Genomic DNA, 13,750 nt, shown 5'->3' on the forward strand with positions numbered 1-13,750 from the left:
GTAGAGATGACAGACGATCTACTTATCTTTACGTCAAAAGATGAGTCTGATATAATAATCCGTCTCAGGCGGCTGAAAGAAGAATATTAGTAACTTGGCAATGTGCATTCGTGTGAAAATTAAACAGTTACTTAAAGTTTAGCTAAGAATTCACACAATTTTTTTACAGCCAAAGCCCTGTGGCTTACTTGGTTTTTTATGTCGTTGCCCAGTTCGGCAAAAGTTTGGTCGTAACCATCGGGCATAAACACGGGATCGTAGCCGAACCCAGCCGATCCTTTTTCTTCTTCAATGATCCTGCCCTCTATTTTTCCTTCGAAGAGGTGTCCTCCCCCGGTCAGTACAAGGGCTATAACGGTGCGGAAGCGGGCTTTTCTGTTTTCCACTCCCTGCATTTCGTGCAACAGTTTTTTCATGTTTGCTTTGGCATCGTGCCCGTCTCCTGCATATCGCGCCGAATAGACGCCCGGAGCGCCATTCAGGGCATCTACTTCCAGTCCGGTATCGTCGCCGAAACAGTCGAAACCATATTTTTCTTTTATATAGCCGGCCTTTATCAGTGCGTTTTCTTGCAGTGTAGTTCCTGTTTCGGCTATGTCTTCGGTACAGCCTATATCTTTAAGGCTCAATATTTGGAACGAATCGCCGACAACGTTCCTTACTTCTTCCAGTTTGTGGGCGTTGTTGGTGGCAAATACTAATTGAGGTTTCATTTCTCTTCGAGTGAATTGTAGGTTTCCAATGCTTTTTCCAATACGTTCAGCGCATTTGCAAGGTCTTCCTTGTTGAGTACATAGGCTATCCGTACTTCATTTTTACCTAGTCCGGGAGTAGTATAGAAACCTGAAGCAGGAGCCATGAAAATAGTTTGTCCTTCGTATTCGAAATCCGAAAGGCACCATGCACAAAATTTATCGGCATCGTCGACCGGAAGGCGTGCCACAGTATAAAATGCGCCCATAGGGATGGGAGAGTAAACCCCCGGAATACGGTTGAGTCGGTCGATAAGGAATTTGCGGCGTTCCACATATTCATCGTACATATCCCTCAGGTATTCAGGATCGGCATCGAGCGATGCTTCGGCTGCTATTTGCCCGATAAGGGGAGGGCTGAGGCGTGCCTGGCAGAACTTCATCACGGTTTTGCGCAGTTCCTTATTTTTGGTAATCAGTGCACCTATACGGATGCCGCATTCGCTGTACCGTTTCGAAACGGAGTCGATAAGCACCACGTTTTCTTCTATCCCTACCAGATGGCAGGCTGAAATATATGGCGAACCTGTATATATAAATTCGCGGTACACCTCATCCGAAAACAGGTAGAGGTCATATTTCTGAACCAAATGTTTTATCTGGTTCATTTCGGCACGCGAATATAAGTATCCTGTCGGATTATTGGGGTTGCAGATCATTATACCCTTTGTGCGTTCGTTGATTAGTTCCTCAAATCTTTCGATAGGGGGAAGCGCAAAGCCTTCCTCTATGCTCGATGGCACTGTGCGGATAATGGCTCCTGCCGACACGGCAAATGCCATATAGTTGGCATACGCAGGTTCGGGAACGATAATTTCGTCACCCGGGTTGAGGCAGGCAAGGAATGCAAAAAGTACAGCTTCCGAGCCGCCGGTAGTGATGATGATATCGTCGGCCGATACGTTTATATTATATTTAGCATAATAGTTTACCAGTTTTTCCCTGTACGAACGGTTGCCGTCGCTGGGGCTGTATTCCAGTATCTTCCGGTCGATATTCCTTATCGCATCAAGTGCCGCTTCGGGTGTAGCCAGATCGGGTTGCCCGATATTCAGATGATACACTTTCAGTCCCCGGGCTTTAGCCGAGTCGGATAGGGGAGCCAGTTTCCGTATTGGTGAACTTGGCATTTCGACACCTCGCTGCGAAATTTGTGGCATAATGAAATCGTTAAGATAATTATTGTTTACAATGAGACGCAAAGATAAGTATTAGTTGCGATTTATAGGCTACAAGGTGTGATAATTTCTTTTCAGTTTATTTCCTAACAAAACAAAGGAAGTGTCCCAAAAGTAATCATCTGCTTCATTGCATCATTTATTAGCCATCGGTCACATGTTTTAGTATGCTTCCTTCTGTTTAAAAATGAGCGGCTTCGCATTTAATCACTTTTTGAACACTTCACTACATAAAACACAAAGAAGGTGTCCTTTATTACTTTTGGGGCACCTTCTTTGTCTATACCATATATTATTATATACTATCCATATTTCGCTTGATAAATTTATCCAACGCTTCGCCTTTCAGCATGCCATTGGATAACAGGGCGAGGTCTATCAGTTGGCGGATGCTTGCATCTTCGTTAGCATAGGCTTCTACAGCCTCCTTTTCCTTGCCTGTGGTTTCGGTTAGTATATTCTTTATTATAGGATGCTCGGTATTCAGCACAAGGTTGTAATTGTTTGGCATATCGCCGTAGAAATTCATACCTGTCTGCATGGCCGACATTTCTTTCATGCGGCGCATAAATTCGTTTTGCGTGATTTGTACAGGTTGGGCATTCATGTCCAACGCTTTATATTCCACGGTAAATTCAGTTTTATCTATAGTCGGCATTTGCGAAAGGAATGCATCTTTCAGCGCATCTTTTTCCTTGTCGGTAAGCGAAACCTCTTTCGAGTCCTCTTTCTGTATCAGGTTTTCAACCGTATCGCTATCTACACGAACAAAGCGGCTTTTCTCGAATTTTCGTTCAAGCAGGCCTGCCATGTGTACATCGAGTTGCCCGTCGAACAAGATTACATCGTAGCCTTTGTCTTTGGCTGTACCTATATATGAATATTGTTCATCGCGGTTGCTGGCATACAGGTAAATCAGGTTTCCGTCTTTGTCGGTCTGATTGGCAGAAATTAGTGTTTTATATTCTTCGAAGGTGAACGCTTTGCCATCAGTATTTTTCAGCAAGCAAAATTTCTGTGCACGCTCGTAAAATTTCTCATCTGTCAGCATACCATACTCAATGAATATTTTGAGGCTGTCCCATTTCTCTTCGAACTGTGTGCGGTCATTCTTGAAAATTTCCTCGAGCCTGTCGGCAACCTTCTTGGTGATATGACTTGAGATTTTTTTCACATTCTGGTCGCTTTGCAGGTATGAGCGCGAAACATTTAATGGTATATCCGGCGAATCTATCACCCCGTGCATCAGTGTAAGGAATTCTGGCACAATACCTTCCACCGAATCGGTGACGAATACCTGATTGCTGTACAACTGTATCTTGTTGCGGTTGGGATCTACATTGCTCTTTATTTGCGGAAAGTAAAGGATACCTGTCAGTTTGAAAGGATAGTCTACATTGAGGTGTATCCAGAACATCGGTTCGTCGGTAAATGGATACAACTCCTGATAGAATTTCTTATAATCCTCATCTTTCAGGTCGGCAGGCTTGCGCGTCCATAGCGGATTGGTGTCATTTATTACATTATCTTCCTCTTTTTCAACCGATTTGCCGTCTTTCCATTCTGTTTTTTTGCCAAATATGACAGGCACGGGAAGAAAACGACAGTATTTTTTGAGTAATTTTTCTATCTCGCTATTTTCCAGGAAATTTTTATTTTCATCATCTATATATAGAATAATGTCGGTACCCCTGTCATTTTTCTCTACGGCCTCTATTAAAAATTCAGGAGAACCGTCGCAACTCCATTTTACTGCTTCTGCGCCTTCTCTAAACGATTTAGTGACTATTTCTACCTTTTTGGATACCATAAACGAGGAATAGAAGCCCAATCCGAAATGCCCGATGATGGAATTGGCGTCATTTTTATATTTATCAAGAAACTCATTGGCTGAAGAAAAGGCTATCTGGTTGATATATTTATCTATTTCCTCGCTAGTCATACCTATTCCCCGGTCGGATATGGTAAGAGTCCCGTTTTCTTTGTCTAATTTCACACTTACAGCTAGATTTCCTAGCTCACCTTTGTATTCGCCTAAAGATGAGTATGTTTTGAGTTTTTGGGTGGCGTCAACGGCGTTGGAAACTAGTTCTCTGAGAAAAATTTCATGGTCGCTATACAGGAATTTCTTGATAATTGGGAAAATATTCTCAGTAGTTACCCCAATTTTTCCATTTTTTTTCATAATTAATTTGTTTATTATGTAAATATTCACTTATTTTGTATCGTATAAAGCAAATGGAGTGCCAAAAGGCTTATATATGTCAAAATGACCGAGCTCTTTAATGTATTATTTATTGTGGATCCAATTTTAATAAATAATATTTATGACATATATATCCTATCATTCTTCTTGCAATATGTTGAATAAAAGCAAATTATACAAGCATGCGTGTTTCTTATTACTGTAATGATGTAACTGTGATAAAATTTCTATATTTTTAGAAAAAAGTACACGATCTTTGTCTTGTTATTTTAAAGGAAATTGAAAAGGAATTATTAACAGCTGACATAGCTAGTATGTCGTAACAACTACAAAATTATGGCAACATTGGAAAAAAACAAACTGTTTGAAAATAAATTGATTGAGTTGCAAAACAATATGATGAATTTTGCACTTACTCTGACTTCTAACAGAGAAGAAGCGAAAGATCTGTTGCAGGAAACTACTTTGAGAGCCCTTGATAACAAAGAGAAATATTATGAGAATGTAAATTTCAAAGGATGGGTTTTCACTATCATGCACAATATATTTGTCAACAACTACCGCCGCGTGGTGCGTAGCCAGACTATGATAGACCAAACTGAAAATCTCTATCACTTGAATATGCCACAAGATTCGGGCTTCGATACTCCTGAAGGTGCATATACGATTGCCGAAATCATGAAGGTTATCAATAGCTTTGCCGACGAATACCGGGTGCCTTTCAGCATGCATGTATCGGGCTATAAGTATGAAGAAATTGCACAGCAACTAAAATTGCCGATTGGTACTGTCAAAAGCCGTATCTTCTTTGCACGTAAGAGGTTGCAAGAGCTCTTGGCTGATTATAAATATCAAGATAGAGAATAACGGCTAGCCCTAAAAACCGTTAGGGGTTTGATTAGGCGAATAACTAATAATTTACGAAAAGAGGCTGTCCTGCTTTTGGGATAGCCTCTTATCTTATTATTGACTTCTCTGGCACCTGGTGGGGTTGCGGTAAACATCATACTCCCAGTTAGTTATGCAAAATGACCCGCCCATTTCTGTATGGACAATATAGCATCATTGTCGCCAAAGCCACTTGTAATTTATTCAGAGCCGCTCTTAAATCTGCTTTTTTATTTTTCATCAACGGTTCAAAAAGACTAGCCCCCTATTCGGCTACATCTTCCTCCTGAACAGCAACAAACGGTTGCTCCAGACTTTGCTGGTCTGTCATCCTGCAATTTCCGTAGAAATTAGCACCTGCTTCTATTTCAATGTTTTCGGCAGTTATCTCACCTTTGAAGAAGGATGTAGATTTCAAGCGCATGATTTCGGTAACTACAGCATCTCCTATAATCTTACCCATCAATTCTATGCTTGCCGCCTTTATATTTCCTGTTATACAGCCATCTGTACCTATTATGACTTTCCCTTCGCACGAGATATTCCCTTCTACATGGCCATCTATCCTCAAGTCGTCTTTTGATACCACATCGCCCGTAAATGTTGTAGATGGTGATAAAACACTGTGCGACCGTCCTAATGGGGCTACCGGAGCTGATGATGTAATTGTGCTTTCGTTCCTATTGCTTTTTTTAAACATACGTTAGTCTTTATATAGTTTATTCGTTCAGTTAGTGCGATCCAAATATAGTAATATATTTTCTTTTAGCAAAAACGTAGATCGCTTTTAAATTGTTAAATACATGCCCGTTGGTTTATCTTCATGCCTTAGTTTCAATATCAAGAGTAGACCATATAGACAGAAAATAAGCTATAAAGGAATAGCACAAACATAATGGCAAAAAGATTTATAATTACCAATGCCAGCGACTTTAGGTTGACCAATGCCCGGTTGCCACCATAAAACCTGCGGCAGCCCCTAAAGAAATAAAATGTAATATACATCATCAGAAATATCCACATCAATGCACTCAACTCTATATCGATATGCTCGAATATGTACAAAATATTCGGCTAGTTGACTGCCATTTTAGAGATAATTTTTTCTTCCGCGAAGCGATAGTAGCGGGCTACTTGAGCTGAGTGAAGGAAAAACTATTCGTATAAAATCTAAACAGTTACTTACTCTGTTTCTATTTCTATCGACAATACTTCGGAAGGTTTGGTTATTTGTGTTCCCGAATATTGCACAACAGCAGTCTTTCCATCTATGGTAAGCGTTGCATCCTGGTTGCTTATCTTCTTAATCTTTTTAGGCATATGGTATTTTACTATCAGCTTACCTTGTGCAAACATCTTTTTCATAGATTCATCTATCTTTCCGTCATCTTCGTCATCGTTTTCTCCCGACGATTTTGTGATGCGTTTAAAAGTTTTGCCGTCCCATGATAATTGCGAGTGTGCGCTAAATCTTTCGATAGGGAACTTGCCTGAAGGATTTGCCTTAAGTTCTTGCGCTTTGCTGCTGAGCTTGCCCAACGAAGCAAAAGCTTTGCTATAAGCATCGGTATTTTCAAACTCGCCAAACAGAGATATCTTTAATATACCAGTTTCGTCATCGTTCTGGATACGCACAAAGAGTGGTTCTATATTTTTCAGATCTTCTTTTATATCATCTGATATCTGTAAGGAGTCTTTTGCCATTTGGGCGAAACTGATTACACTGTCTTTGGGCAGCTTGGTTTTCGATGGCATCGACGATTGCGATACCATAGCCATCATTTCGCTGGCATCTAATGTCATATTGTATTTCAGCCCGTTGTTCTCCAGCAGATAGATATCTTCGTAAACCGAACAACTTGCAAGAAATATAGTAATAATAAGCGAAAGCGTAAATAATATCTTTTTCATGATATTTGATTAAAAAGGCTCCATCTCTTTTCGACAGAAGACGGAGCCAATATTATTATTCTAAATAAGTATAACCGTAAAGGCCCGAACGATAATTAGACAGGAATTCCTTACCCTCTTCTACCGTAATAGTACCTTGCTTGACGCTCGACGTAACCCATGTTTCTACTGTGCGTACAAGCTTCTTTGCGTTATATTGTGCATAGTCAAGCACTTCGGCTACAGTTTCGCCGTCGATCATCTGCTCTATCTTATAGCCGTCTTTATCTACGGAAATATGCACAGCATTGGTATCGCCGAAAAGGTTGTGCAGGTCGCCCAGAATTTCCTGGTAAGCACCCACAAGGAACACACCCAGATAGTATGCTTCATTTTTCTTCTTGGCGTGGACAGGCAGGTACGACGATTGGTTGCCGTTCGATATAAAGTTGTCTATCTTTCCGTCCGAATCGCAGGTTACGTCTTGCAATGTAGCCGTACGGTCGGGTTTCTCATCCAGACGATGGATAGGTATAATAGGGAACACCTGGTCGATAGCCCATGAGTCGGGCAACGACTGGAACAACGAGAAGTTGCAGAAATACTTATCCGGCAACAGTTTCGATAGTTGCTTCAACTCTTCGGGTGCATGCTTGGCACGTCCTGCAATCTGAAATATCTCGCGGGCGATGGAGAAATACAGGCGTTCTACCTGTGCGCGCGTTTTCAGGGTAAGCATACCCAGGCTAAACAAGTCGAGTGCCTCTTCGCGTATCTGCTGGGCATCGTGCCATGCTTCGAGCATACGGGTCTGGCTCAGGTTGTCCCATATTTCATACAGTTCGCGCACCAATTCATGGTCGTCTTCCGAGATATCTGCATTGTCGTCCCATTCGGGCAAGGTTGCGGTTTCCAGCACCTCGAATACCAGGATTGAATGGTGGGCGGTCAGCGAGCGTCCCGATTCTGTTATAATATTGGGATGAGGTATGTCATTCTTGTTGGCAGCATCGACCATCGTAGCGATGGAGTCGTTCACGTATTCCTGTATGGAATAGTTCACGCTGCTTTCGTTGTACGACGAGCGTGTGCCGTCATAGTCTACGCCCAAACCTCCGCCAATGTCTACAAACTCTACCTTGAAGCCCATAGCATGCAATTGCACATAGAATTGGGCAGCTTCGCGCAAGGCTGTCTTTATGCGGCGTATTTTGGTAATCTGGCTACCGATGTGGAAATGTATCAGGCGAAGCGATTCCTGCATATTGTTCTTTTCGAGATATGCCAACGCTTCGAGCAATTCGCTTGAGTTTAGCCCGAATTTGCTGCCATCGCCTCCCGATTCTTCCCATTTGCCACTGCCCGAACTTGCCAGCTTGATGCGTATGCCTATATTCGGCACTATTTTCAGCCGCTTGGCTATTTTGGCTATCAGGGGTATTTCGTTTAATTTTTCTACTACGATAAATATGCGTTTACCCATTTTCTGCGCCAGCAGAGCCAGCTCTATGTAGCTTTCGTCTTTATAGCCATTGCAAATGACGAGCGAATCCGAATCGGTATTGATGGCTATCACGGCATGCAACTCCGGTTTAGAACCCGCTTCGAGCCCGATATTGAATTTCTTACCGTGGCTGATAAGCTCTTCTACCACAGGGCGCATCTGGTTTACCTTTATGGGGTAGATAATATGGTTTTGCGCCTTGTACTCATATTCCTCGGCAGCTAGTTTAAAACAGGTCGAAATTTTTTCGATGCGGTTGTCCAGTATATCGGGAAAGCGTATCAGTACGGGAGCCGATATGTCACGAAGTTGCAGTTCGTCCATCAGTTCCTTCAAATCAACAGCTACCCCGTCTTTACGTGGAGTTACCACAACATTACCTTTCTCATTCACCGAAAAGTAATTGATACCCCATCCTGCGATGTTATAAAGCTCGGATGAGTCTTCGATACGCCATTTTCTCATTCTTTCGTGTAAGTGTAATAATAATTTAATTTGTTTTTAATGTCCGGTGTTCTGATATACTAATTCAGCCGGCATCTTCAATCGCGGCTTTCCATAATTTTTGTTATCTCGGCAATATACAGGTAATGAAAATCCTTTGCCGGGTACCATTGCCCTACCAGCTCTTTATCCAGAAAGGAAGCTTCTTCTATTTCTTGTACAAACAGCTTTTTGACAAACATAGCTGTATGGGCTTCGGCAAAATAGGGTACGCCGTCTTCGAAGAGCGGGTTAAAACCAACTTTTGCTATTTTATCTTCGTCGCGTCCTGAGGTTTTGCCCAGATAGCCGAGTTCCTTGAGGTACTTCTTGTCGAAGAAGGTTAGTGAAAACGAATCCGCACTATCCACAAATTCTTTGGTATAACGTTGCGGACGGATTACCACATAGGCTACTTCTTTGTTCCACATCACGCCAAACCCGCCCCAACTGGCGGTCATGGTATTTATACTGCCATCAGGTTTTGCTGCCGTAATGAGCATCCATTTGTTTTTCAACCCGAATGTATCGGGAGTAAAATCTTTTATATTTATTTCCTTAAAATCAGCCATATACTTATCCTTTAAAATACATTATATTGTTAAAAAGTAACAGATGTAACAGTTATTTTTAGTTATCAGTTAACAATATTTTTTCTCTTTAGATACAAGTAAACAAGATACGAGATACAGGTTATGTTTTACCGGAAACCAAGTCGTTAACTCGTCTACGGGTATCTTGTATCTCTCTAAAAAGTAACAAAAGTAACACATTTCTGCTGTTTTTTTATTGTTACTTTTTTTAGGTAGTACATCTTACTATCACCCTATAGATAAAAAAGTTGCAATAAAGTTGTGATTATAATTGCCCTTTCGTAAAATGCAAAACTAATCGAGTTTCAATACTGCAAGGAACGCTTTTTGTGGTACCTCTACGTTACCTACTTGTTTCATCCGTTTCTTTCCTTCTTTTTGTTTCTCAAGAAGCTTGCGTTTGCGCGAGATATCGCCTCCATAACATTTGGCCGTCACATCCTTGCGAACAGCCTTGATCGTTTCGCGGGCGATAATCTTCGCACCTATGGCGGCCTGTATGGCTATGTCGAATTGTTGACGTGGTATCAGTTCTTTCAACTTCTCACACATACGGCGTCCGAAATTAACTGCATTATCTATATGGGTAAGAGTCGACAATGCATCAACAGATTCCCCATTGAGCAGTATATCCAGTTTCACCAACCTGGCTTCGCGATAGTCGTGCATGTGGTAGTCGAATGATGCGTATCCTTTCGAGATACTTTTCAGCTTGTCGTAAAAGTCGATTACGATTTCGCCGAGCGGTATATCGTATATGATTTCTACACGGTCGCCCGAAATATATTCCTGCTTGATGAGGATACCGCGCTTGCCGAGGCACAGGGTCATGATAGGCCCTATGTATGTGGTGCTGGTAATTACCGATGCCCGTATGTATGGTTCTTCGATGTAGTCGATGAGGGTTGGGTCGGGCAATCCGGCGGGGTTATGCACTTCTTTGGTATTGCCTTTCTTGTCGTGCACAATGTAAGATACGTTGGGCACGGTGGTGATTACATCCATATTGAACTCGCGGTCGAGCCTTTCCTGTATGATTTCCATGTGCAACAACCCAAGGAATCCGCAACGGAATCCGAATCCCAATGCAACGGACGATTCGGGCTGAAAGGTGAGTGAGGCGTCGTTCAACTGCAATTTTTCGAGTGATGCGCGCAGGTCTTCGAAGTCTTCGCTCTCTATTGGATATACTCCGGCAAATACCATTGGTTTCACTTCTTCGAAACCTTCGATGGCTTTGCTGGCCGGCTTTTTTACATGGGTGATGGTATCTCCCACTTTTACTTCTTTCGATGTCTTTATTCCTGATATGATGTAGCCGACATCGCCGCATCCTACTTCATCTTTTGGCAACATTGTTAGTTTCAATACGCCTACTTCGTCTGCGTCATATTCTTTTCCCGTATTAATAAATTTAACCAGGTCTCCTTTTTTGATGCTGCCGTTTACTACTTTAAAATAGGCTATAATCCCCCGGAATGAATTGAATACAGAATCGAAGATCAATGCTTGCAATGGGGCTTCGGGATCACCTTTGGGGGCAGGGATGCGTTCGATAATTGCGTCTAATATATCGTAAACCCCTTCGCCGGTTTTGCCACTGGCACGAATAATTTCTTCCCGTTTTACCCCTAGTAGTTCAATAATCTGGTCTTCTACTTCGTCGGGCATGGCGCTAGGCAGGTCTATCTTGTTGAGGATAGGAATGATTTCGAGGTCGTTATCTATGGCCATATACAGGTTGGAGATGGTTTGCGCCTGAATGCCTTGTGCTGCATCAACAATCAGCAGAGCTCCTTCGCAGGCTGCGATGGAACGTGAAACTTCGTATGAGAAGTCGACGTGTCCGGGGGTATCTATCAGGTTGAGTATGTATTTTTCCCCTTTGTATGTATATTCCATTTGTATGGCATGGCTCTTGATTGTGATTCCTCGTTCACGCTCCAAATCCATATCGTCGAGCAACTGAGCCTGCAAGTTTTTACCTTCTACGGTTTTGGTATATTCCAACAATCTGTCGGCAAGCGTACTTTTTCCGTGGTCGATATGTGCAATAATGCAAAAGTTTCGTATTTTATTCATTTATAGTAATTGATTCTTTTTATAATCATGTTTGGGTATATTACCCCAATTTAGACTGCAAATATACGAAAGATATATCAACTTTTATCTATCTGTAAAGAATAGGTTTTCTAATTTTATTGAACAAAAAAAGAAAAAAGATAAATTTTTATTTTGAGATTAGAAAAAAGTGCATATCTTTGCAACGCTTTTGAGGAAAAGCAACGGTGCTATGCACTGGAGAGATGGCAGAGTGGTCGATTGCGGCGGTCTTGAAAACCGTTGAACTGCGAGGTTCCGGGGGTTCGAATCCCTCTCTCTCCGCAAACCAAAACATTAAAAGACGGCTTGTAGTCGTCTTTTTTCGTATATATACCTCTACGATACTGTTTTAACCCCTATATGTTAGTGTGTGTAATTGTATGCCGATATGTGCCATAATATGGCAATATTTGGCTCTTGTGTAACGAAATTGCCGAAACGTTACACAAAGCGTTACACAAAATTTTATATCTTTGAAATATAATCTTAAAATCAAAACAATATGGATAATGTTGTTGTGTCATTTGTATTTGACTTGAGGGGAGTAACAAAAGACAATGCAAAGAAAGAAGCTCCTATTCATGTTCGGGTATATGAACCTAAAACCAGAATAAGAAAATACATTCATACTAATGAATTTATATTGAAGAGCCAATATTCAGATGTTGGTACAGGTGGTTTATCCATAATCAAACATCCGAATGCAGCAGCAATCAAAGCACGTATAGATAAAATCTTCGCTAAAGTACAAGCCTTCGTCTATTCCGATAAGTGCGAGACAATGGAAGATGTAGAGAATTGGGACAAAGAAGATGATCTATCAACTACTAATGTCGTAGAGTTCATCAAAGCTGATCTACAAAGACGTGAAGTTTCGTTGTCTGTACTGGAGTATAACAATTCATTTATCAAACGTCTGGAAGAGTTTGGCAAAATAAAAACATTTGCAGACCTCACATATAGTAGGATTGAAGACTTTGATCTACATCTAAAAAAAACAATCAAATCACAACCGACATTGTACAAACGTCATTCTCTTTTCAAAGGCTATTTAGAGAAAGCCAGGCGAAGAGGACTGATTGAACGCAATCCTTATGATGAATTTACTTTCAAGAAAGGTAAATCGGACGATCCTGTATATCTTATTGAGTCGGAAGTAAAACAAATAATAAATTATAAACCTAAAGGTGCAGCAAAAGAAAGTCTTGAACGAGTAAGAGACTTATTTATCTTCCAATGTTATACTGGCTTATCATATACCGACCTCGAATCGTTTAGCAGAGATAGTATACAAGTTATTAACGGACAAAAGGAAATTCACGGCACCAGAAATAAAACAGGAGTACCCTATGTTGTTTTGCTTCTTCCGATAGCTGAAGAGATAGCAGATAAATACGATTATACACTACCTGTTATCAGTAACCAGAAATATAATGACTATCTGGGTACGTTAATAGAACGAATCGGGATAGACAAGAACGTTACCACTCATACAGGGCGACATACTTTCGGGACCTATCTAATAAACAAAGGAGTAAGTATAGAAGCTATCCCTAAGATTATGGGACATACTAATATGAAACAATCTCTTTTATATGCTCGGATGCTCGGAGTAACAGCCATCAACGAAATGAAAGAAAAACTACTCGATAAAGAAGAGAAGAACGCAAAATAAGAAGAATAGAATTGTTAAACATTTATAAATCTTTCTATATTTTCACACACTACCATACAGCAACATACAAAGCCATATATTTACATATAAATATCTAATTTTTAGCATTTTGTTTGCTTTTTAGTTATATGTATATTGCCTTTATTTTCTAAAACACATAAGGCAATGGATACAATATTAACCCTCACAGAGTATTCTGGATACATCGGAGTACCAGCAGAAGAAATAAATGGTCACTCCCGAAAATACGAACACAAAATACCTCGGCACCTATATTGGCTGTATCTGAACAAAAACGGAATAGGTAAAAGAACTATAGCCCGAAAATTCAATATGGTTCACTCTTCAATAGTGAACGGCATCAATACTATTTCCAATCTCATAGAAACAGAAGATAAAATACTTTCAGATTACGAAGGTTTTATATCTACTTTTTTGCATCAACAAGAATGCAACTAATATTTCATCAAAAACCAAA

Annotated in this window: 11 protein-coding genes and 1 tRNA gene; 4 read left to right on the forward strand and 8 right to left on the reverse strand. The window is 40.8% G+C overall.

Translation table 11 applies throughout. From position 1 onward, the window contains the following. Window positions 1-131: 131 nt before the first annotated feature. The 3 genes from D0T57_RS02360 to htpG all read right to left on the reverse strand — a co-directional run bounded on the left by D0T57_RS02360 (window position 132) and on the right by htpG (window position 4,115). Window positions 132-713 (reverse strand): non-canonical purine NTP diphosphatase, encoded by a 582-nt coding sequence (locus tag D0T57_RS02360; protein WP_163270494.1) that lies wholly within the window; start codon window positions 711-713, stop codon window positions 132-134. Next, entirely contained in the window at window positions 710-1,912 is a 1,203-nt protein-coding gene (locus tag D0T57_RS02365) for a pyridoxal phosphate-dependent aminotransferase (RefSeq protein ID WP_163270498.1), read from the reverse strand. The genes D0T57_RS02360 and D0T57_RS02365 overlap by 4 nt, the downstream gene beginning before the upstream one ends. Before the next feature lie 313 nt (window positions 1,913-2,225). Next, window positions 2,226-4,115: a molecular chaperone HtpG gene (gene htpG / locus D0T57_RS02370; RefSeq protein WP_163270500.1), complete on the reverse strand. Its 1,890-nt coding sequence runs from the start codon at window positions 4,113-4,115 to the stop codon at window positions 2,226-2,228. A 357-nt stretch (window positions 4,116-4,472) separates the two neighbouring features. On the opposite strand from htpG, the gene D0T57_RS02375 reads away from it, so the two are divergent. After that, window positions 4,473-5,003, forward strand: a complete 531-nt coding sequence (locus D0T57_RS02375) for an RNA polymerase sigma factor (protein ID WP_163270502.1) — start codon at window positions 4,473-4,475, stop codon at window positions 5,001-5,003. Window positions 5,004-5,289: 286 nt separating this feature from the next. Here the strand turns inward: D0T57_RS02375 and D0T57_RS02380 are convergent, their stop codons facing one another. The 5 genes from D0T57_RS02380 to lepA all read right to left on the reverse strand — a co-directional run bounded on the left by D0T57_RS02380 (window position 5,290) and on the right by lepA (window position 11,576). Continuing rightward, window positions 5,290-5,724 carry a polymer-forming cytoskeletal protein gene (locus D0T57_RS02380; RefSeq protein ID WP_163270504.1) on the reverse strand — a complete coding sequence of 145 codons (435 nt, stop codon included), beginning with the start codon at window positions 5,722-5,724 and terminating at the stop codon, window positions 5,290-5,292. A 482-nt stretch (window positions 5,725-6,206) separates the two neighbouring features. Then, window positions 6,207-6,935, reverse strand: coding sequence for a hypothetical protein (locus D0T57_RS02385; RefSeq protein ID WP_163270506.1), 729 nt, complete (start codon window positions 6,933-6,935; stop codon window positions 6,207-6,209). Window positions 6,936-6,990: 55 nt separating this feature from the next. Further along, window positions 6,991-8,883, reverse strand: coding sequence for a biosynthetic arginine decarboxylase (gene speA, locus D0T57_RS02390; protein WP_163270508.1), 1,893 nt, complete (start codon window positions 8,881-8,883; stop codon window positions 6,991-6,993). A 77-nt stretch (window positions 8,884-8,960) separates the two neighbouring features. Continuing rightward, the gene (locus tag D0T57_RS02395; protein ID WP_163270510.1) at window positions 8,961-9,473 is read right to left on the reverse strand and encodes a flavin reductase family protein; all 513 of its coding nucleotides are present in this window, start codon (window positions 9,471-9,473) and stop codon (window positions 8,961-8,963) included. 315 nt (window positions 9,474-9,788) lie between these two features. Next, complete coding sequence (gene lepA / locus D0T57_RS02400; protein ID WP_163270511.1) at window positions 9,789-11,576, reverse strand: translation elongation factor 4; 1,788 nt, start codon at window positions 11,574-11,576, stop codon at window positions 9,789-9,791. A gap of 218 nt (window positions 11,577-11,794) precedes the next feature. Between lepA and D0T57_RS02405 the strand changes: the two genes are divergently transcribed. The 3 genes from D0T57_RS02405 to D0T57_RS02415 all read left to right on the forward strand — a co-directional run bounded on the left by D0T57_RS02405 (window position 11,795) and on the right by D0T57_RS02415 (window position 13,731). After that, window positions 11,795-11,879: transfer RNA gene (locus D0T57_RS02405), tRNA-Ser, on the forward strand. A gap of 220 nt (window positions 11,880-12,099) precedes the next feature. Continuing rightward, window positions 12,100-13,272 (forward strand): site-specific integrase, encoded by a 1,173-nt coding sequence (locus D0T57_RS02410; RefSeq protein WP_163270513.1) that lies wholly within the window; start codon window positions 12,100-12,102, stop codon window positions 13,270-13,272. A 165-nt stretch (window positions 13,273-13,437) separates the two neighbouring features. Next, window positions 13,438-13,731, forward strand: a complete 294-nt coding sequence (locus D0T57_RS02415; RefSeq protein ID WP_163270515.1) for a hypothetical protein — start codon at window positions 13,438-13,440, stop codon at window positions 13,729-13,731. The last annotated feature ends 19 nt before the right edge of the window (window positions 13,732-13,750 follow it).

This window comes from Dysgonomonas sp. 511 (assembly GCF_010501105.1).
Taxonomy (GTDB): Bacteria; Bacteroidota; Bacteroidia; order Bacteroidales; family Dysgonomonadaceae; genus Dysgonomonas.

What these genes read in the sequence shown, in the direction of transcription:
- D0T57_RS02375 (WP_163270502.1), top strand. Translation starts at nt 4,473, where the DNA reads ATGGCAACATTGGAAAAAAACAAACTGTTTGAAAATAAATTGATTGAG.
- D0T57_RS02415 (WP_163270515.1), top strand. Translation starts at nt 13,438, where the DNA reads ATGGATACAATATTAACCCTCACAGAGTATTCTGGATACATCGGAGTA.
- D0T57_RS02410 (WP_163270513.1), top strand. Translation starts at nt 12,100, where the DNA reads ATGGATAATGTTGTTGTGTCATTTGTATTTGACTTGAGGGGAGTAACA.
- speA (WP_163270508.1), bottom strand. Translation starts at nt 8,883, where the DNA reads ATGAGAAAATGGCGTATCGAAGACTCATCCGAGCTTTATAACATCGCA.
- D0T57_RS02360 (WP_163270494.1), bottom strand. Translation starts at nt 713, where the DNA reads ATGAAACCTCAATTAGTATTTGCCACCAACAACGCCCACAAACTGGAA.
- lepA (WP_163270511.1), bottom strand. Translation starts at nt 11,576, where the DNA reads ATGAATAAAATACGAAACTTTTGCATTATTGCACATATCGACCACGGA.
- D0T57_RS02395 (WP_163270510.1), bottom strand. Translation starts at nt 9,473, where the DNA reads ATGGCTGATTTTAAGGAAATAAATATAAAAGATTTTACTCCCGATACA.
- D0T57_RS02380 (WP_163270504.1), bottom strand. Translation starts at nt 5,724, where the DNA reads ATGTTTAAAAAAAGCAATAGGAACGAAAGCACAATTACATCATCAGCT.
- htpG (WP_163270500.1), bottom strand. Translation starts at nt 4,115, where the DNA reads ATGAAAAAAAATGGAAAAATTGGGGTAACTACTGAGAATATTTTCCCA.
- D0T57_RS02385 (WP_163270506.1), bottom strand. Translation starts at nt 6,935, where the DNA reads ATGAAAAAGATATTATTTACGCTTTCGCTTATTATTACTATATTTCTT.
- D0T57_RS02365 (WP_163270498.1), bottom strand. Translation starts at nt 1,912, where the DNA reads ATGCCACAAATTTCGCAGCGAGGTGTCGAAATGCCAAGTTCACCAATA.